The 18,066-nt window shown below is 73.5% G+C and carries 16 protein-coding genes; 12 read left to right on the top strand and 4 right to left on the bottom strand.

Annotated features, from left to right (window positions below):
- Window positions 1-410: 410 nt before the first annotated feature.
- Both ACFYX4_RS20080 and mycP read left to right on the top strand, forming a co-directional pair.
- Complete coding sequence (locus ACFYX4_RS20080) at window positions 411-2,519, top strand: hypothetical protein (protein ID WP_389334610.1); 2,109 nt, start codon at window positions 411-413, stop codon at window positions 2,517-2,519.
- Window positions 2,516-3,727, top strand: coding sequence for a type VII secretion-associated serine protease mycosin (mycP, locus tag ACFYX4_RS20075; protein ID WP_389334607.1), 1,212 nt, complete (start codon window positions 2,516-2,518; stop codon window positions 3,725-3,727). The genes ACFYX4_RS20080 and mycP overlap by 4 nt, the downstream gene beginning before the upstream one ends.
- A gap of 18 nt (window positions 3,728-3,745) precedes the next feature.
- Here the strand turns inward: mycP and ACFYX4_RS20070 are convergent, their stop codons facing one another.
- Window positions 3,746-4,789: a hypothetical protein gene (locus ACFYX4_RS20070; RefSeq protein WP_389334604.1), complete on the bottom strand. Its 1,044-nt coding sequence runs from the start codon at window positions 4,787-4,789 to the stop codon at window positions 3,746-3,748.
- A 149-nt stretch (window positions 4,790-4,938) separates the two neighbouring features.
- Between ACFYX4_RS20070 and ACFYX4_RS20065 the strand changes: the two genes are divergently transcribed.
- On the top strand, window positions 4,939-5,670 hold the full coding sequence (locus ACFYX4_RS20065) for an SseB family protein (protein ID WP_389334601.1): 732 nt from the start codon (window positions 4,939-4,941) through the stop codon (window positions 5,668-5,670).
- A gap of 65 nt (window positions 5,671-5,735) precedes the next feature.
- Here ACFYX4_RS20065 and ACFYX4_RS20060 read toward each other — a convergent pair whose 3' ends face one another.
- Window positions 5,736-6,113: a DUF1844 domain-containing protein gene (locus ACFYX4_RS20060; RefSeq protein WP_389334598.1), complete on the bottom strand. Its 378-nt coding sequence runs from the start codon at window positions 6,111-6,113 to the stop codon at window positions 5,736-5,738.
- Window positions 6,114-6,496: 383 nt separating this feature from the next.
- On the opposite strand from ACFYX4_RS20060, the gene infC reads away from it, so the two are divergent.
- From infC to ACFYX4_RS20015, 9 genes are all read left to right on the top strand, one after another.
- On the top strand, window positions 6,497-7,213 hold the full coding sequence (gene infC, locus ACFYX4_RS20055) for a translation initiation factor IF-3 (protein ID WP_389334595.1): 717 nt from the start codon (window positions 6,497-6,499) through the stop codon (window positions 7,211-7,213).
- 114 nt (window positions 7,214-7,327) lie between these two features.
- Window positions 7,328-7,522 carry a 50S ribosomal protein L35 gene (rpmI, locus tag ACFYX4_RS20050; RefSeq protein WP_004933563.1) on the top strand — a complete coding sequence of 65 codons (195 nt, stop codon included), beginning with the start codon at window positions 7,328-7,330 and terminating at the stop codon, window positions 7,520-7,522.
- Between the two features lie 102 nt (window positions 7,523-7,624).
- Window positions 7,625-8,008 (top strand): 50S ribosomal protein L20, encoded by a 384-nt coding sequence (rplT, locus tag ACFYX4_RS20045; protein WP_004002577.1) that lies wholly within the window; start codon window positions 7,625-7,627, stop codon window positions 8,006-8,008.
- A gap of 307 nt (window positions 8,009-8,315) precedes the next feature.
- Window positions 8,316-9,200, top strand: coding sequence for a TrmH family RNA methyltransferase (locus ACFYX4_RS20040; RefSeq protein ID WP_389334592.1), 885 nt, complete (start codon window positions 8,316-8,318; stop codon window positions 9,198-9,200).
- 74 nt (window positions 9,201-9,274) lie between these two features.
- Window positions 9,275-10,414 carry an ATP-binding protein gene (locus ACFYX4_RS20035; protein WP_389334589.1) on the top strand — a complete coding sequence of 380 codons (1,140 nt, stop codon included), beginning with the start codon at window positions 9,275-9,277 and terminating at the stop codon, window positions 10,412-10,414.
- Window positions 10,415-10,565: 151 nt separating this feature from the next.
- Window positions 10,566-11,687, top strand: a complete 1,122-nt coding sequence (gene pheS, locus ACFYX4_RS20030; protein WP_389334586.1) for a phenylalanine--tRNA ligase subunit alpha — start codon at window positions 10,566-10,568, stop codon at window positions 11,685-11,687.
- Window positions 11,687-14,230 carry a phenylalanine--tRNA ligase subunit beta gene (pheT, locus tag ACFYX4_RS20025; protein ID WP_389334583.1) on the top strand — a complete coding sequence of 848 codons (2,544 nt, stop codon included), beginning with the start codon at window positions 11,687-11,689 and terminating at the stop codon, window positions 14,228-14,230. Before pheS ends, pheT begins: the two co-directional genes overlap by 1 nt.
- Window positions 14,231-14,637: 407 nt before the next feature.
- Window positions 14,638-15,978: a transcriptional regulator gene (locus ACFYX4_RS20020; RefSeq protein WP_389334580.1), complete on the top strand. Its 1,341-nt coding sequence runs from the start codon at window positions 14,638-14,640 to the stop codon at window positions 15,976-15,978.
- A gap of 110 nt (window positions 15,979-16,088) precedes the next feature.
- Window positions 16,089-16,616, top strand: a complete 528-nt coding sequence (locus ACFYX4_RS20015) for an NUDIX hydrolase (protein WP_389334577.1) — start codon at window positions 16,089-16,091, stop codon at window positions 16,614-16,616.
- Between the two features lie 24 nt (window positions 16,617-16,640).
- On the opposite strand, the gene ACFYX4_RS20010 is transcribed toward ACFYX4_RS20015, so the two are convergent.
- The gene (locus ACFYX4_RS20010; RefSeq protein WP_389334574.1) at window positions 16,641-16,898 is read right to left on the bottom strand and encodes a hypothetical protein; all 258 of its coding nucleotides are present in this window, start codon (window positions 16,896-16,898) and stop codon (window positions 16,641-16,643) included.
- A 203-nt stretch (window positions 16,899-17,101) separates the two neighbouring features.
- Window positions 17,102-17,977 carry a 3-hydroxybutyryl-CoA dehydrogenase gene (locus ACFYX4_RS20005; RefSeq protein WP_389334571.1) on the bottom strand — a complete coding sequence of 292 codons (876 nt, stop codon included), beginning with the start codon at window positions 17,975-17,977 and terminating at the stop codon, window positions 17,102-17,104.
- Window positions 17,978-18,066: the final 89 nt, after the last annotated feature.

Below are 18,066 nucleotides of genomic sequence, written 5' to 3'. Positions count from 1 at the left end.
CCCCGGCCTCGGGCGGGCCCACCCCGCTGGACGCCCCGCTGGGCACAGTCCCGGCTGCCCCTCCGGTGAAGCCTCCAGCGGGGCCTGCTTCCGCCGGCAGCCGCCCGGCCGCGCCCTCGGGCAGGCCGACCGCTGCGGGCGGCCCTCCTGCCACGGCCCCGGGTGTCCCTCCGGCGAGGCCCCCGGCGGGTCCCGCTTCCGCCGGGGGCCGCCCGGCCGCGCCCTCGGGCAGGCCGACCGCTGCGGGCGGCCCTCCTGCCACGGCCCCGGGTGTCCCTCCGGCGAGGCCTCCGGCGGGTCCTGCTTCCGCCGGCAGCCGCCCGGACGCATCCTCGGCCGGGAGTTCGGCCCCGTCCGATCAACCCGCCCCCCGCTTCCCGCACTTGCGGCCCCCTCAGCACACGGACTCCATGACCCCGCCCCCGCCGCCCGCCTCGGCCCGCTTCCCGGACGCACCCCCGGCCCGAGACGCCGGCTGGACGACCCGGCCTCCCCGCCTGCCCGCGCAGAACCCCGAGACCCGGCCCTCTGCCCCCGGCTCGGCGGACGTGCCGCCCCCGCGCCCGGCCACGGCCCGCCCGGTGCGCCTGGAGACCATCCGTCCCGCCGCCTCGGACGGCACGGACGGCGGCCGTACCCCCGGCCCGGCCCGGCCCGACGGCCCCGAGGGCGACGGCCCCGCGCGTCCGGGCGTCACCCGCCCGGCCCGCCTGGACGGCACCCACCCCGCCGGGGCGGGCGGTGCCCGTTCCGCCGCCGGTCCGGAAGGCACCCGCACCCCGGGTCCGAGTCCGTCGCGCCCGGCCCGCCTGGACGGGATGCGCACGGCAGGCCCGGAGGGCGAGGCCCCGCCCCGCGTGGACGGCACGCGTCCGGCCGCCCCGGAGGGGGACCGCCCGGCCCGTCCCGGCGTGACCCGCCCGGCCCGCCTGGACAGCACCCGCCCCACCCCCACGAACACCGACCGCCCCGCCGGTCCGAGCGGCACAGCAGCCTCGAACGACGAACACCCCGCCCGCCCGGGGACGCCCGCACCCGGCAACCGCCCCACCCACCCGGGGACGGCCGCCCCGTACCCCGACCATCCCGCCCGCCCGGCGCCAGCCGCCCCGGCCGGCGAACGTCCCTCCCGTCCGGGTACGGCCGTGCCCGGCAGCGACCGTCCCGCGCGCCCGGCCGACGCCACCCCGCACCCGGATCGACCCGCTCGCCCGGCTGCCGCTCCGGGCGGTGACCGTCCCGCCCGGCCGGGTACGGCCTCCTCTGACACCGGCCGCCCCGCCCGTCCGGGGACTACGGCCCCGTACCCCGACCGCCCCACCCGTCCGCCGGTCGTCGCCCCCGTGGGCGAACACCCCGCCCGTCCAGGCACCGCCGCTCCGAGCGGCACTCCCCTCGACAGTGGTCCTCGGCCCAGTGGTGATGCCGCTCAGGCTCCTGTGTCGGGGGCCGCCTGGACGCCGTTGCCCCGGGGGTGGGCGCCTGCCCCCGTTCAGCCGCCGAGGGACTCGCTGTCCAGTGCCGTGCCGGGGCAGAGCTCGGCCTGGTCTCCCGCGTCGCCCGTGCGGCATCCCGACTTCGACGTGCCGGCGGACCGGGAACGTCCCGCCGACCCCCCGGTCGTACCGCCCCGCCCGCCCGCCGACCCCGTCCTCGGCGGCGGTCCCACCCCCGACCCCGCCCTCTCCTGGAGCGCGCCGACCGCCCCCGGCCACGGGGCCACGCGGCCCGAGGGGTACGGCAAAGCGCCGAGCGCGAGCCGCAGACGCTTCCGCGGGCACACGCTCGCCGCCGCCACCTGCGTCGTCCTCGGACTCGGCCTCATCGGCGGTGCCGTCACCGGCAGTTGGCTCGTCGGGGACACCGCCGACGCGGGGAAGCGCAGCGCCTACACCGCCGCCGCCGGCCTGTGGCACAACGTCCCCGTCGACCAGCTGTTCCCGCCCACCGTGGACGGCCAGGGCGCGGGCCCCGGCGGCGCCGACCGCACCTGGACACGGGTCGCCGTCGCCCCCGACAGCGGCTGCGCCGGCGCCCTCGACCCGCTGCTGCTCCAGGCCCTCGCCCCCGTCGGCTGCTCCCGCCTGCTGCGCGCCACCTACACCGACGCCACCCAGAGCTACGTCACCACCGTCGGCCTGCTCTTCACCAAGGCCGACGCGGCCGGCATGCGCGCGCTGGACGCCCGGTTCGACAAGGAGGGCCTGGCCCGCCGCACCGACCTGATGCCCCGCCCCTACGCCGCCCCGGACACCGTCGCCGCCGCCTTCGGCGACGCCCAGCGCGCCTCCTGGACGGTCTCCGTCCTCACCGACGCGCCCGTCGTCGTCTACGCCGTCTCCGGCTGGGCCGACGGCCGTACCGTCGCCGCCCCCGAACCCGCCGCCCAGGCCACCGCGTCCGGCGCCACCACCGCCCCGGCCCAGGCCGGCCTCGGCAACGAGGCGAAGGGCCTCGCCGACCGCGTCGAACGCGGCCTGCGCAAAACCGCCGCCGCCCCCTCGGAGCAGCCCTCATGATCCGCCGCAGGACGACGCACCGGGCCGGCCTGCTGTCCTGCCTCCTCGCCGCCTCCCTCGCCCTCCTGCCCGCCGCCCCCGCGCACGCCGACGGCATACGCGCCCAGCAGTGGGGACTGGAGGCACTGCACACCGACGAGGTCTGGCAGACCACCAAGGGCGCGGGCATCACCGTCGCCGTCCTCGACACCGGCGTCGACGCCGAACACCCCGACCTCTCCGGCAACGTCCTCACCGGCAAGGACCTCGTCGGCTTCGGCGCACAGCGCGGCGACAGCGCCTGGGCCCACCACGGCACCGCGATGGCCAGCATCATCGCCGGCCACGGACACGGCTCCGCGCGGAGCGACGGCGTCATGGGCATCGCCCCCGAGGCGAAGATCCTCCCGGTCCGCGTGATCCTCGAGGACGACGACCCCGCCCGCACCAAGGCCCGCAACAACCGCGGCAACGCCCTCGCCGAAGGCATCCGCTGGGCCGCCGACCAGGGCGCCGACGTCATCAACCTCTCCCTCGGCGACGACTCCGCCTCCGCCCACCCCGAACCCGCCGAGGACGAGGCCGTCCAGTACGCCCTGAAGAAGGGCTCCGTGGTCGTCGCCTCGGCCGGCAACGGCGGCGAGAAGGGCGACCACATCTCTTACCCGGCCGCCTACCCGGGCGTCATCGCCGCGACCGCCGTCGACCGCTACGGCACCCGCGCCGCCTTCTCCACCCGCCGCTGGTACGCCACGGTGAGCGCGCCCGGCGTGGACGTCGTGATCGCCCACCCGGACCGGAAGTACTACCAGGGCTGGGGCACGTCCGCCGCCGCGGCCTTCGTCTCCGGCGCCGTCGCCCTCGTCAAGGCCGCCCACCCGGGCCTGACCCCGGCGCAGATCAAGAAACTGCTGGAGGACACCGCCCGCAACGCCCCCACCGGCGGCCGGGACGACTCCCGCGGCTTCGGCCTCGTCGACCCGGCCGCCGCGATCAAGGCGGCCGGCTCCCTCAAGCCCGAGGGGCTGCGGTCCGCGGCCCACGGCCAGCAGTACTTCGGCCCCGGCCCCGACGTCGAGAAGGCCGAGGACGACACGTCGAGCTGGGCCGGCCCGCTCGCGGGCGGCGCCGGGGGAGTGCTCCTGGTCGCCGCGGTCCTCCTGTGGCGCGCCCGCCGCGAACAGGAGCGCAGGGAACGGCAGTACCAGGAGCAGTACGACGTCCTCTAGACGTCCCTTCGACGTCCTCTAGGCGGACGTCAACGACGACACCGCCGCCTTCGCCGCCGCCTCCACCAGCGTGATGCCGCTCGCCTGCGTCGCGTTGCCGTCCGAGAGCACGGCCACCAGGCAGTCGTGCCCGCCGGCGGTCACCCGGCCGATGCTGTTGACGTCCCACAGACCGGTCGTGCTCCGGGCCAGCCACCCGTTCTTCAGCTTCCAGGCGGAGCCGTCGGCCGCGGCCGAGACCCCCCACCGCTGGCCCACGGCTATCTCCCCCATCAGCCCCTGGAGATAGGCCCGCGATGCCTCGCTCAGCTCCGAGCCCGCCGAGCCCGCCGAGCCCGCCGAGCCCGCCGAGCCTGCCGAGCCCTCCGCGAACACCTGCCGCAGCAGGGCGAGTTGATCGGCGGCCGTGGTCTGCGTCAGCCCCCACAGCGCACTGTCGCCGCCCTCGGTCTCGGTCAGCCCGAACCGCTCGTTCGCCGCGTCCAGCCCGTCGGCCCGCCCGATGGCGTCCCACAGCGCCGACGCCGAGACGTTGTCGCTGTTCCCGATCATCGCGGTCGCGTACGTCCGCTCCCGCTCGGTCAGCCGCCGCCCCTCGTCCTGCGCCCGCAGCAGCAGCGTGGCCAGGATGTCCACCTTGACGATGCTCGCCGTGTCGAAGAGGCCCGAGCCGTACACGGCGCTCGCACCGGAGCCGAGGTCGAGCACGGCCACGGACAGCGCCGCCCGGTCCGGCACGGTTACCGACGCCAACGCCTTCGCCAGCAGCGCGTCGCGGTCCACCGCGGATTCCGCCTCCGCCTCCGTCCCTGTGCCTGCCCCTGTCCTTGCCCCTGTGCCGACCACCGGCTCCACCGACGCCTCCCCGCTCACCGACGTCGAGGCCGACGGCGTCGCCGCCGACGATACGGCGTGCGCGCCGGCGTCGGTCTGGGCCCTGACGTACACGGTCCCGGCGGCGGTGGCGCCGAGGACGGCCACGGAGGCGAGCGCGGAGCGGACGAGGGGGCGACGCCGAGGCGGGCGAGCGCGGCGGCTGCGACGTGCTCCGGAGGACTCCATGCCGCGATGCTGGACGCGGTGACTGTGCGTCCTGTGAGACGCAGGTAAGAAGTACGTCAGCGAAGTTCGAGAAACCTGTGAAAGCGGTCTCCGCCGTGTTTCCGGCCCCGCACAAGCCCAGCAGCATCCCACCGATAGGGTCGGTGACCGTGGCGAACAAGAACATTCCCGACCCCGGCTTCTCCGACGACGACGGCTCCGCCGATCCCCGGCTCGCCGCCGCCCTCGCCGCCTGGGCCGAGGACCGCACCGCCGTGGGCCCGGTCCTCGACGCCCTCAAGGGCGCCCGGCTGCTCGTGCCCGTCGTGGCCGTGCTCGGGGAGGTCGAGGAGGACGAGAACGGGCTGCGCCGCGAGAAGAGCAGCGACATGGCCGTCCCGACCCTGAAGGCGGGCGCCCGCACCGCGCTGCCCGCGTTCACCTCCACCGAGTCCCTCGCCCGCTGGGACCCCGAGGCCCGCCCCGTCGCCGTACCGCTGCACCAGGCCCTTCAGGCCGCCGCGCACGAGAAGGCCGACACGGTCGTCCTCGACCTGGCCGGTCCGGTCCCCTTCGAACTGACGGGGCCGGCGCTGCTCGCCCTCGCCGAGGGCCGCACCACGACCGACCCGCTCACCGACCCGGCGGTGCTCGCCGCGGTCCGCGGGGCCGTGGCCGCCGAGCCCGCCGTCCTGAGCGCCCACCTCGGGCCCGGACAGGCCGACGGCACCCTCGCCCTCGTCCTGGACCCGGCCGCGGCCCCCGCCGAGGCCGCCCGGTCCGTGGCCCGGCGTCTCGCCGCCGACGAAACGCTGAGGGCCCGCCTGGTGCGCGGCCTCGACCTGGCACTCCTGCCGGCCGGGACGACGCCTCCGGGCGAGCCCCTGTACGTACGCGCGTAGCCGACGGCCACGGCCGTCCGGACGGCCGCGGACCGGCCCAGGTCCAGGCGCAGACCGGCCCAGGTCTAGCCGTAGACCGGCCCCGTGTACTTCTCGCCCGGTCCCTGGCCCGGCTCGTCCGGGACGATCGACGCCTCGCGGAAGGCCAGCTGGAGCGACTTCAGGCCGTCGCGCAGCGGGGCCGCGTGGAAGGAGCTGATCTCGGTCGTGGACGCGTCGAGGAGACCGGCGAGGGCGTGCACCAGCTTGCGGGCCTCGTCCAGGTCCTTGTACTTGTCGCCCTCGTCGGTCAGACCGAGCTTCACGGCGGCGGCGCTCATCAGGTTGACGGCGACCGTCACGATCACCTCGACCGCCGGCACCTCGGCGATGTCGCGGGTCATCTCGTCGAAGCCGGCGGCGCCGGGGTTCTCGGGAGTGCCCGAGGAGGAGGTCTCACTCATGCCCCACACGATAGGGCCAGCGGTATGCCCTCTTGACAGCAGGAGGCGGGAGACACCGGATTAGCGCACGCCTCCATGAGCTGCTAATCTCGTGTAACGACCGGTCGGACACGCGTGCCCCTCAGCAGGCGGGTCCGGCCCACAAGTGGAGGCTCCGAACTCCCACCCGACCACCCTCCGGGGCGGCGGGTCACCCCGGTCAGGCGGCCACCATCGTTCCGTACGGACGATGGAGTCGCCCGGTAGCGCGCCCCGCGATCCCTCGCGACGGTGCTCCGGTAGTGCTTGGAGCCCCGCATGTGATCGTTCGGGGCATTTTTTGTGCTTCGGCGTGGTTATAGGTCTAACGACACAGACGTTACGCGGCCGTCCGCCAGGCTGCCGTGTGGTGCTACATAGGAGGATCCATCAGCGCCGAGCCCCGCATCAACGACCGGATTCGCGTTCCCGAGGTGCGACTTGTCGGTCCCAGTGGCGAGCAGGTGGGCATCGTCCCCCTGGCCAAGGCACTGGAGCTTGCGCAGGAGTACGACCTGGACCTGGTCGAGGTCGCGGCGAACGCCCGCCCGCCGGTCTGCAAGCTCATGGACTACGGGAAGTTCAAGTACGAGTCGGCCATGAAGGCCCGTGAGGCGCGCAAGAACCAGGCGCACACGGTCATCAAGGAGATGAAGCTCCGGCCGAAGATCGACCCGCACGACTACGACACCAAGAAGGGTCACGTCGTCCGGTTCCTCAAGCAGGGCGACAAGGTCAAGATCACGATCATGTTCCGCGGTCGTGAGCAGTCCCGGCCCGAGCTGGGCTACCGACTGCTCCAGCGTCTCGCGGAGGACGTCCAGGACCTCGGGTTCGTCGAGTCGAACCCGAAGCAGGACGGCCGAAACATGATCATGGTTCTCGGTCCGCACAAGAAGAAGACCGAGGCCATGGCCGAGGCCCGGCAGGCGCAGGAGGCCCGCAAGGCCGAGGCGAAGGCCAACCCCGGCCGCTCGCAGAACGCCGCGGACGCCGACGCCGTGAACGCGGACGCCGCAGACGCCGTGGACACGGACGCAGTGAACGCCGAGGCCCCTGCCGAGGCTTCCGCCGAGGCGTGATCCCGTGGGGACGCGAGTCCCCTGGACGTAAACCGATACAAGAGCGACGCTCCACCAGTGCCCGGTTTCCACGACCGGGCATCGGAGCGCCACCGACGAGGAGAGAACGGCGCTATGCCGAAGAACAAGTCGCACAGCGGTGCCAGCAAGCGCTTCAAGGTCACCGGCTCCGGCAAGGTGCTCCGTGAGCGCGCCGGCAAGCGCCACCTGCTCGAGCACAAGTCGTCCCGCGTGACGCGTCGCCTCACCGGCAACGCCGAGATGGCCCCGGGCGACGCCGCGAAGATCAAGAAGCTTCTCGGCAAGTGACGTCGGGCGCGGATCTTCTTCCCGCGCCTGATCTCTGACCGGGACCCAATCGATACCGGGTCGTGTGAGTCCAACCACGGCCCCGCTACAAGGAGTCAACAAGTGGCACGCGTCAAGCGGGCAGTCAACGCCCACAAGAAGCGCCGGGCGATCCTCGAGCAGGCCTCCGGCTACCGCGGTCAGCGTTCGCGCCTGTACCGCAAGGCCAAGGAGCAGGTCACCCACTCGCTGGTCTACAACTACAACGACCGCAAGAAGCGCAAGGGCGACTTCCGTCAGCTGTGGATCCAGCGCATCAACGCCGCTGCCCGCGCCAACGGCATCACGTACAACCGCTTCATCCAGGGTCTGAAGGCCGCGAACGTCGAGGTCGACCGCAAGATCCTGGCCGAGCTGGCCGTGAACGACGCGGGTGCGTTCGCCGCGCTCGTCGAGGTCGCGCAGAAGGCGCTGCCGAGCGACGTCAACGCCCCCAAGGCGGCGTGACGCCGCGCCGGCTCTAGGCCGACGTGAGTGAACGGACCCGCAGGCCCCCTGGCCTGCGGGTCCGACTGCGTCCCCGGCCCCGGTCCTCGCCCCCGCCGCCCCTACCCGTCCCGTACCTGGGGGCCGCGCCCCCAGACCCCCGCTTCGGCCCTGGACGGGCCTCGTCCTCAAACGCCGGACGGGCTGAAACAGCCCCTCCGGCGTTTGAGGAGCGGGGTCCGGGGGCGGAGCCCCGGGGACGGGACGGGTAGGGGCGGCGGGGGCGAGGAAAACCGTCTCCTGTCCCGCCTCCCACCGAAGGTGCCCCATGCCCCCCGCCACCCCCGACCTCATCTCCCCCCGCTCCCCCCGAGTCTCCGCCGCGAGGCGACTCGCCAGGCGGAACTTCCGGGGCAAGGAGCGCCTGTTCCTGGCGGAGGGCCCGCAGGCCGTGCGGGAGGCCGCCGCACACCAAGCTGGCACCGGCACGGGCTCCGGCTCCGGCACCGAAGCGACACTCGTCGAACTCTTCGCCACCCCCGAGGCCGCGGAGCGCTACGCGGACATCATCGGCGAGGCACGAGCCGCCGGCGCCCGCGTCCACCTCGCCGCCGAGCAGGTCATCGAGGACATCTCCACCACCGTCACCCCGCAGGGCCTCGTCGGCGTCTGCCGGTTCCTCGACACCCCCTTCGACGACATCCTCGCCGCCCGCCCCCAGCTCGTCGCCGTCCTCGCCCACGTCCGCGACCCCGGCAACGCCGGCACCGTCCTGCGCTGCGCCGACGCCGCCGGCGCCGAGGCCGTCGTCCTCACCGACGCCTCCGTCGACCTGTACAACCCCAAGGCCGTACGGGCCTCCGTCGGCTCGCTCTTCCACCTGCCCGTCGCCGTGGGCGTCCCCGTCGAGCGCGCCGTGGCCGGGCTCAAGGACGCCGGGGTGCGCATCCTCGCCGCCGACGGGATCGGCGCGCACGACCTCGACGAGGAACTCGACAAGGGCGCCATGGGCGGACCGACCGCATGGGTGTTCGGCAACGAGGCCTGGGGCCTCCCGGAGGAGACCCGCGCCCTCGCCGACGCCGTCGTCCGCGTCCCGATCCACGGAAAGGCCGAGAGCCTGAACCTCGCCACCGCCGCGGCCGTATGTCTCTACGCGTCGGCCCGTGCACAGCGCGCCCCGGGAGGGTGCCGCTCCGTCACCGACCGCTAGGCCCGCTCCGAACCGGCCTAGTAGGGTGACCAGCTCGGGGGCCCCTCAGTCGTCTGAGAGGTGGGGTACGGGGAATGAGCGTCGGCATGAGCAGTACGCGGGAAGCACGGGCCGTGCCGCACGACTCCACGCCCCGCCCGCCCGGTGACGCCGCGGGCCTCGGCGTCGACCCCGACGACCTGCCCGACGGACTGGTCGTCGCCGACGAGCACGGCCACGTCGTCTGCTTCAACGCCGCCGCCGAACGCATCACCGCCGTCTCCGCCGAGGACGCCCTCGGCAGCCGGCTGGAGCAGGCCCTGCCGCTGGAGGACCTGGAGGGCCGCCGCTGGTGGCAGCTGACCGATCCGTACGGCGGGCTCGCCACCCGGACCCGCCAGCCCGAACGCAACCTGCTGCTGCCCGGCGGGCGCGAGGTGCTCGTCTCCGCGCGCTACGTCCGCGGCGAGCCCACCGGGCCCGTCCGCCGCGTCGTCGTCTCCCTGCGCGACACCGAGGCGCGCCGCCGCACCGAGCGCAGCCACGCCGAGCTGATAGCGACGGTCGCCCACGAACTGCGCTCCCCGCTCACCTCAGTGAAGGGCTTCACCGCCACCCTCCTCGCCAAGTGGTCGCGGTTCACCGACGACCAGAAACGGCTGATGCTGGAGACGGTCGACGCCGACGCCGACCGCGTCACCCGGCTCATCGCCGAGCTGCTCGACATCTCCCGCATCGACTCGGGCCGGCTGGAGGTGCGCCGCCAGCCCGTCGACATGGGCGCCGCCGTCGGCCGGCACATCCAGGCCTACGTGGCCGCCGGCCAGCCCGCCGACCGCTTCCTGCTGCGCGTCGAGCAGCCGCTGCCCGCCCTGTGGGCCGACCCCGACAAGGTCGACCAGGTGCTCAGCAACCTCATCGAAAATGCGGTGCGGCACGGCGAGGGAACCGTCACCATTGACGTCACGCCCGCCCCGTCCCCCCGCGAGGGAGAGGACGTCGGCACATCGGTCATCGTGAGCGACGAGGGCGCCGGCATCCCGGAGGAGTCCATGAACCGCGTCTTCACCCGCTTCTGGCGGGGCAGCAAGCGCGGCGGGACGGGCCTCGGGCTGTACATCGTCAAGGGCATCGTCGAAGCCCACGGCGGAGCCATCACGGTCGGCCGCGCCCAAGGCGGCGGCGCGGAGTTCCGATTTACGTTGCCCGTGAGCACCCCGGCGTATCTCACCTGAGAGCCGGCCGGGCAGCCCGCGGGCGCATCCGTCCACCTCCACCCCGTTAGACTCGGCCTTTGGCACCTTTGTGTCCCATGGACGGCCCTCTGACCTCTGCGTGAGTCGGTGACGGGGACCTTCAGCCAGCCAACCGGAAGCACGGGAAGAGATGTCGGCACCGAATAAGTCGTACGACCCTGTCGAGGTCGAGGCGTTGAAACCGGAAGAGATCGAGCGCATGCGGGACGAGGCGCTCGCCGCCTTCGCCGCCGCGGACTCCCTCGACGCGCTCCAGGAGGCCAAGGTCGCCCACACCGGCGGCGCCTCCCCGCTGGCCCTCGCCAACCGCGAGATCGGCGCGCTGCCCCCGCACGCGAAGGCCGCCGCCGGCAAGCTCGTCGGCCAGGCCCGCGGAGCGGTGAACAAGGCCCTCGCGGGCCGCCAGGCCGAGCTGGAGGACGAGCGCGACGCGCGCGTGCTGGTCGAGGAGGCCGTGGACGTCACGCTGCCCCACGACCGCGTCCCGGCCGGCGCCCGCCACCCGCTCACCACGCTCTCCGAGCGCATCGAGGACGTCTTCGTGGCCATGGGCTACGAGGTCGCCGAGGGCCCGCAGGCCGAGGCCGAGTGGTTCAACTTCGACGCCCTCAACATCGGCCCGGACCACCCGGCCCGCGGCGAGGCCGACACGTTCTTCGTGCAGGGCCCGCAGGGCGGCGCCGAGTCCGGCGTCGTGCTGCGCACCCACACCTCGCCCGTGCAGATCCGCTCCCTGATGGAGCGCGAGCTGCCGGTGTACGTGATCTGCCCCGGCGTGGTCTACCGCACCGACGAGCTGGACGCCACCCACACCCCCGTCTTCCGCCAGGTCGAGCTGCTCGCCGTGGACGAGGGCCTCACCATGGCCGACCTCAAGGGCACCCTCGACCACATGGTCCAGGCGCTGTTCGGCGAGGGCATGAAGACCCGGCTGCGGCCGAACTTCTTCCCCTTCACCGAGCCGTCCGCCGAGATGGACATGGTGTGCTACGTCTGCCGCGGCGAGTCCGTCGGCAACCCCGACCGCCCCTGTCGCACCTGCTCCTCCGAGGGCTGGATCGAGCTCGGCGGCTGCGGCATGGTCAACCCCAAGGTGCTGACCGCCTGCGGCGTCGACCCCGAGAAGTACAGCGGGTTCGCCTTCGGGTTCGGCATCGAGCGGATGCTGATGTTCCGCCACAACGTCGAAGACATGCGAGACATGGTCGAGGGTGACGTCCGGTTCACCCGGCCGTTCGGGATGGAGATCTGATGCGGGTCCCGCTTTCTTGGCTGCGGGAGTACGTCGACCTGCCGGCCACCGAGACCGGCCGTGACGTCCAGGCCAAGCTCATTTCGGCCGGTCTGGAGGTCGAGACCGTCGAGCACCTCGGCGCCGACCTCAAGGGTCCGCTCGTCGTCGGCCAGGTGCTGACCATCGAGGAGCTGGAGGGCTTCAAGAAGCCGATCCGCTTCTGCACCGTCGACGTCGGCCAGGCCAACGGCACGGGTGAGCCGCAGGAGATCGTCTGCGGCGCCCGCAACTTCGCCGTGGGCGACAAGGTCGTGGTCGTCCTCCCCGGCGCCACCCTGCCGGGCGGCTTCTCGATCGCCGCGCGCAAGACGTACGGCAAGACCTCCCACGGCATGATCTGCTCCAGCGACGAGCTGGGCATGGGCGACGACGGTGCCCACGGCATCATCGTGCTGCCGCCGGAGACCGAGGTCGGCAAGGACGCGATCGAGCTGCTGGAACTGGTCGACGAGGTCCTGGACATCGCCGTCACCGCCAACCGCGGCGACTGCCTGTCCCTGCGCGGGGTCGCCCGCGAGACCGCGATCGCCTACGGCCTGCCGCTGCGCGACCCCGCCCTCATCGACGTGCCGGGACCGAACGCCTTCGGCTACCCCGTCCAGGTCTCCGAACCGGTCGGCTGCGACCGCTTCACCGCCCGCACCGTCACCGGTCTGAGCCCCGAGGCGCGCTCCCCGATCTGGCTGCGCCGCCGGCTCCAGAAGGTCGGCATGCGCCCGATCTCGCTCGCCGTCGACGTCACCAACTACGTGATGATGGAGCTGGGCCAGCCCCTGCACGCCTACGACCGCTCCCTCGTCCGGGGGACGATCGGCGTGCGCCGGGCCCAGGAGGGCGAGAAGATCGCCACCCTCGACGGCGTGACCCGCACCCTGCACGCCGAGGACCTGGTGATCACCGACGAGCGCGGCCCGATCGGCCTCGCCGGCGTCATGGGCGGCGCCGACACCGAGATCGCGGACCTCCCCCAGTCTCGAACGGACTCGACCGGGGGGACCCCCATGGACGGCGGCACCACCGACGTCGTCATCGAGGCCGCACACTTCGACGCGGTCACCGTCGCCCGTACGGCCCGCCGTCACAAGCTGTCCTCCGAGGCGTCCCGGCGCTTCGAGCGCGGCGTCGACCCGCAGGCCGCGGCCGCCGCCGCGCAGCGCACGGTCGACCTCCTCGTGCTGCTCGCGGGCGGCACCGCCGAGGCCGGCGTCACCCAGATCGCCGCGCCGTCCGCGCCGCACACCATCACCGCTCCGGCCGACCACCCGGACAAGGTCGCGGGCGTCGTCTACGGCCGGGAGACCGTCGTCCGCCGGCTCCAGGAGATCGGCTGCGACGTGTACGGGCAGGACGAGCTGATCGTCACCGTGCCGTCCTGGCGTCCCGACCTCGCCGAGGCCAACGACCTCGCCGAGGAGGTCATCCGGCTGGAGGGCTACGAGAACCTGCCCTCCACGCTGCCCAAGCCCCCGGCGGGCCGCGGGCTCACCTCCCGGCAGCGGCTGCACCGCCGCGTCGGCCGCGCCCTGGCCGGCGCCGGGTACGTCGAGTCGCCGAATTACCCGTTCATCGGCGAGGGCGTCTTCGACCAGCTCGGCCTGGCCGCCGACGACCCGGCGCGCCGCGTCGTCAAGCTGGTCAACCCGCTCAACGACGAGGAGCCGGCGCTGCGCACCTCGCTGCTGCCCGGCCTGCTGGCCGCGCTGCGGCGCAACGACGGCCGGGGCTCGCACGACCTCGCGCTGTTCGAGACCGGGCTGGTCTTCCTCCCCCGCGAGGAGCGCCGCGCCGCCGGTCATCTGCCGGTCGACCGGCGTCCGACCGACGAGCAGCTCGCCTCGCTCGACGCCGCCCTGCCCGTCCAGCCGCGCCATGTCGCCGTCGTCCTCGCGGGCGCCCGCGAGCAGGCCGGCTGGTGGGGCCGGGGCCGCCCGGCCGACTGGGCCGACGCCGTCGAGGCGGCCCGGACGGTCGCCCGTGAGGCCGGCGCCGAACTCATCGTCCGCAGCGGCCAGTACGGGCCGTGGCACCCGGGCCGGTGCGCCGAGCTGGCCGTCGTCGTCGACGGCGCGGAGCGGGTCGTCGGACACGCGGGCGAACTGCACCCGCGGGTCCTGAAGGCCCTGGGCCTGCCCGCCCGCACCTGCGCGATGGAGCTGGACCTCGACGCCGTGGAGCAGGTCGGCGACGACACGCCCCGGGCGCCGAGCATCTCCACGTTCCCCGTCGCCACGCAGGACGTCGCCCTCGTCGTCGACAAGTTCGTCCCGCACGCGGACGTCGAGTCCGCGCTGCGCGAGGGCGCGGGCGAACTGCTGGAGGGCATCCGGCTGTTCGACGTGTACGAGAACGAGGAGCAGCTGGGCGAGGGGCGCAAGTCGCTGGCCTACGCGCTGCGCTTCCGCGCGGGGGACCGGACGCTGACGGTCGACGAGGCGTCGGCCGCGCGGGATGCTGCGGTCGCCCTGGCGGGCGCGCGGACGGGGGCGGTCCTGCGGGGCTGATGTCCGTCGCCGGCTGCCGCTGGATCGTGGCTGGTCGCGCAGTTCCCCGCGCCCCTGGGGGCAAGGGGCTGCGCCCCAGCCCCCAGCGGCGACCCGCCCCGTAGGGGCGCGGGGCTGTGACATATGCGGCTCCGCCGCGTGGGCGCGACCAGCCACAACGAACCCGCGCCCGACAACGCACCCGGAGTAGCAACGCACCCCCCGGCCACTCCCGCGGAGCGAACCGCCGGGCCGTCGCTTTTCGAGGGGGAGCCGACGGCCCGGCGAACCTCTTGCGAGGCATTTCAGTCAACAGGCTGTGCACGCTCCGCGACAGCGCGCACACGGTTCGGGTGCGCGCACTCGGTTCACACCCCGTGTGAAGGCGGAGCCACTACTCTGGCGGCACCGAGCCACCGGGGGCACCCATGCAGCCCAACACACTGCTCGACGCGATCCTGGACGAGGCGGGGATCTCGCACGCGGGCCTGGCCGCCCACGTCAACCAGGCGGGACGGTCACGGGGGCTCGCCCTGCGCTACGAGCACACGGCCGTCGCACGGTGGCTGAAAGGGCAGCGGCCGCGCGGTCAGGTCCCCGACCTGATCTGCGAGGTGCTCGCCGCCCGGCTGCAACGCCCCGTCACACTCGACGACATCGGCCTCGGCGTCCCCGGCGAGCCCGCCACCCCGCACGGCGCCTCGCTGTCCGGGTTCGTCGAGCGGGCCACCGCCCTGTGGCGCTCCGACGAGCAGCAGCGCCCTCATATCCTGGGCGCCCCCGCCGTCACCGGCACGCCCGCCGTGATGCCGGTGTGGGAGTGGGAGAACCCGCCCGAGGACGTCGACGTCTCGCGCGGCGGCCGGCACCGGGTGACGCCCGCCGACATCGAGATGCTGCGCGCCGCCCGCGCCCACTACGAGCAGATGTACCGCAAGACGGGCGGCGTGGCGACGCGCAGCCGTATCGTCGGTTTCCTGAACGCGGAGGCGGCCCCGCTGCTGCGCGGCGGCTACACCGACGCCACCGGCCGTCAACTGCACCGCGCCACGGGCGGGTTGGTGGCGATCGCCGGCATCTGCGCGTACGACTCGGACGCGCACGGTCTCGCGCAGCGCTACTTCCACCAGGCGCTGCGCCTCGCCAAGGCGAGCGGCGACCGGGGGCTCGGCGCGTATGTGATCGCGCTGCTGGTCAACCAGGCGCTGTTCATGCGGGAGCACCGGCAGGCCGTCGCCTTCGCGGAGGCCGCGCTGCGCACCGCCGGCAAGCACATCACCCCCGCGCTCGCCTCCGACCTGTACGCGATGCAGGCGAAGGCGTACGCGCACCTCGGCGACGGCACCAGCGCCCTGTCGTGCATCCGGCGTGCCGAGACGGCCGCCGAACGCATCCTGCGGGGGCGCGAACCCGACGAGACCGGCTATGTCCAGCCGGGTCTGGTCAACGTGCAGGTGGCGGAGGCCCTGTTGAGCCTCGGCGACCTCACGGCCGCCGCGGAGCACGCCACGGCGGCGGTCGGCACCCCGGCCCACGACCGGGGCCGGGTGCACCGGCTGGCCATGCTCAGCACGATCGAACTGCGCCAGGGCAATGCCGACAAGGCGGTGGCCATCGCCGTGGAAATGGCCGAACAGGCCCGGGGGATGGAGTCCCAGCGGCTGCGCGACAGACTCCGGGCGGTGCGCGAACACCTCGTGCGCAGCGGCTGCGTGGGCACGGCCGAGGCGGCCGAACTCATCGACGGAGCCCTGCGCGTACCGCTGTAGCCGGCCCTTCCGAGACCGTCCGGATACCGCCCCAGCCTGAGCGCCGGGCACCGGCGAGCCACAGTCCCTGCTGCGATATTGCCCCTTACTCGACGGAAGGTGGCAGAACCGTGCAGTGGACGAAACAGAACGAACGAACTGTGTATGAAAACCGCTGGTTCAGCGTCAACCTGGCCGATGTGGAGCTGCCGGACGGCCGGCACCTCGACCACTTCCTCATACGGCTGCGGCCGGTCGCCGTGGCCACGATCGTCAACGAGACCAACGAGGTCCTGCTGCTCTGGCGGCACCGCTTCATCACCGACAGCTGGGGCTACGAACTCGCCGCGGGCGTCGTGGAGGACGGGGAGGACGTCGCCCGCGCGGCGGCCCGGGAACTGGAGGAGGAGACCGGCTGGCGACCGGGGCCCCTGAACCACCTCATGAGCGTGGAGCCGTCCAACGGCCTCACCGACGCGGTCCACCACATCTACTGGTCGGACCGGGGCGAGTACGCCGGACACCCCGTGGACGACTTCGAGTCGGACCGCCGGGAGTGGGTGCCCCTGAAGCTCGTACCCGACCTGGTCGCCCGGGGGGAGGTCCCGGCCGCCAACATGGCGGCCGCACTGATGCTGCTGCACCACAGGCTCGGTTGATCCCCCCGCCGCGCCCTGCCGGCGCTACCGCCCGAACGCCTGCCACACGGTCACGACGAGCGCGCCGACGGCCGTGACCACCGCGATCGACGGCAGCGGCCAGCGCGCGTGTTCCAACGTGCTGACCCGGGCGCTCAGTTCGTCGGCCTCCTTGGCGGTCTCCTCGGTGCGGTGCGTCAGCAGGGCCAGGCCGCCCTCGACGCGGGCGTAGGCCACGTCGAGCCGACGGCGTAATTCGGCGAGTTCTCCATGGACGACGGGATGCTCGGGGTCGACGGTCACGTGTCCGCTCCTTTCCGTAGTCGTCTCACATCCCTTGCATGCGCATGATGAGTCAACCCGCCCGGCGGGCCGGAGGGGAGAGTGTGCGCGCGGCATATGCGGGCCCGACGCGCACACGCCGTGTGAACGCCGCGGGCCCGGCGCTCCACAGGGGGAACGCCGGGCCCGAACGGGACGCGGTGAAGGTGAGAACGCGGGGGCTGTCAGGCGTACGTGTAGAAGCCCGAGCCCGTCTTGCGGCCCAGCCGGCCGGCGTCCACCATGCGCTGGAGCAGCGGGGGAGCGGCGTACAGCGGCTCCTTGTACTCCTCGTACATGCTCTGCGCGACCGAGGCGACCGTGTCCAGGCCGATCAGGTCGGACAGCTTCAGCGGGCCCATCGGGTGGGCGCAGCCCATCTCCATGCCGTTGTCGATGTCCTCGCGGCTCGCGATGCCCGTCTCGAACATCCGGATTGCGGAGAGCAGGTAAGGGATCAGCAGCGCGTTGACGACGAAGCCGGAGCGGTCCTGGGCGCGGATGGAGTGCTTGCCCAACAGCTTCTCGGCGAACAGCTGCGCCCGCCCGAGCGTGCCCTCGGAGGTGGTCAGCGCCGGGATCAGCTCGACGAGCTGCTGCACCGGGGCCGGGTTGAAGAAGTGGATGCCGACGACGTGGTCGGGCCGGGAGGTGGCGACCGCCAGCTTCACCAGCGGGATGGAGGAGGTGTTGGAGGCCAGGATCGCGTCCGGACGCGTCACGACCTGGTCCAGCACCTGGAAGATCTCGGTCTTGACCTGCTCGTTCTCGACCACGGCCTCGATCACGAGGTCACGGTCGGCGAACTCGCCGAGGTCCGTGGTGAAGCCCAGGCGCGCCTGCGTGGCGTCCCGCTCCTCCGCGCTGATCTTGCCGCGGTCGGCGGCCTTGGCCAGGGAGTTGTACAGCCGGGTGCGGCCGATCTCCAGGGCCTCACCGGTGGTCTCGGCGACCATGACGTCGAGTCCGGCGCGTGCGCAGACCTCGGCGATGCCCGCCCCCATCTGGCCGCAGCCCACCACTCCGACGCGTGAGATGTCTCCCGCTGGGATGCCTGTCACATCGTCCCTTTCCCGCGCAGACTCGATGCGCTGACTGGATGGCTGGGGAAGAACCGCCGGGTCTTCGACGGCTCTGCTCCGATCGTGCA

The sequence above is a fragment of the Streptomyces sp. NPDC002328 genome (genome assembly GCF_042890065.1).
Taxonomy (GTDB): Bacteria; Actinomycetota; Actinomycetes; order Streptomycetales; family Streptomycetaceae; genus Streptomyces.
This window is presented reverse-complemented; position numbering and strand designations above follow the sequence as displayed.

Bases quoted from the DNA above. Each gene is read 5' to 3' on its own strand.
- ACFYX4_RS20060 (WP_389334598.1), bottom strand. From the start codon at position 6,113: ATGAGTGAGACCTCCTCCTCGGGCACTCCCGAGAACCCCGGCGCCGCC.
- ACFYX4_RS20020 (WP_389334580.1), top strand. From the start codon at position 14,638: ATGCAGCCCAACACACTGCTCGACGCGATCCTGGACGAGGCGGGGATC.
- ACFYX4_RS20070 (WP_389334604.1), bottom strand. From the start codon at position 4,789: ATGGAGTCCTCCGGAGCACGTCGCAGCCGCCGCGCTCGCCCGCCTCGG.
- rpmI (WP_004933563.1), top strand. From the start codon at position 7,328: ATGCCGAAGAACAAGTCGCACAGCGGTGCCAGCAAGCGCTTCAAGGTC.
- ACFYX4_RS20040 (WP_389334592.1), top strand. From the start codon at position 8,316: ATGCCCCCCGCCACCCCCGACCTCATCTCCCCCCGCTCCCCCCGAGTC.
- pheS (WP_389334586.1), top strand. From the start codon at position 10,566: ATGTCGGCACCGAATAAGTCGTACGACCCTGTCGAGGTCGAGGCGTTG.
- pheT (WP_389334583.1), top strand. From the start codon at position 11,687: ATGCGGGTCCCGCTTTCTTGGCTGCGGGAGTACGTCGACCTGCCGGCC.
- ACFYX4_RS20080 (WP_389334610.1), top strand. From the start codon at position 411: ATGACCCCGCCCCCGCCGCCCGCCTCGGCCCGCTTCCCGGACGCACCC.
- mycP (WP_389334607.1), top strand. From the start codon at position 2,516: ATGATCCGCCGCAGGACGACGCACCGGGCCGGCCTGCTGTCCTGCCTC.
- ACFYX4_RS20035 (WP_389334589.1), top strand. From the start codon at position 9,275: ATGAGCGTCGGCATGAGCAGTACGCGGGAAGCACGGGCCGTGCCGCAC.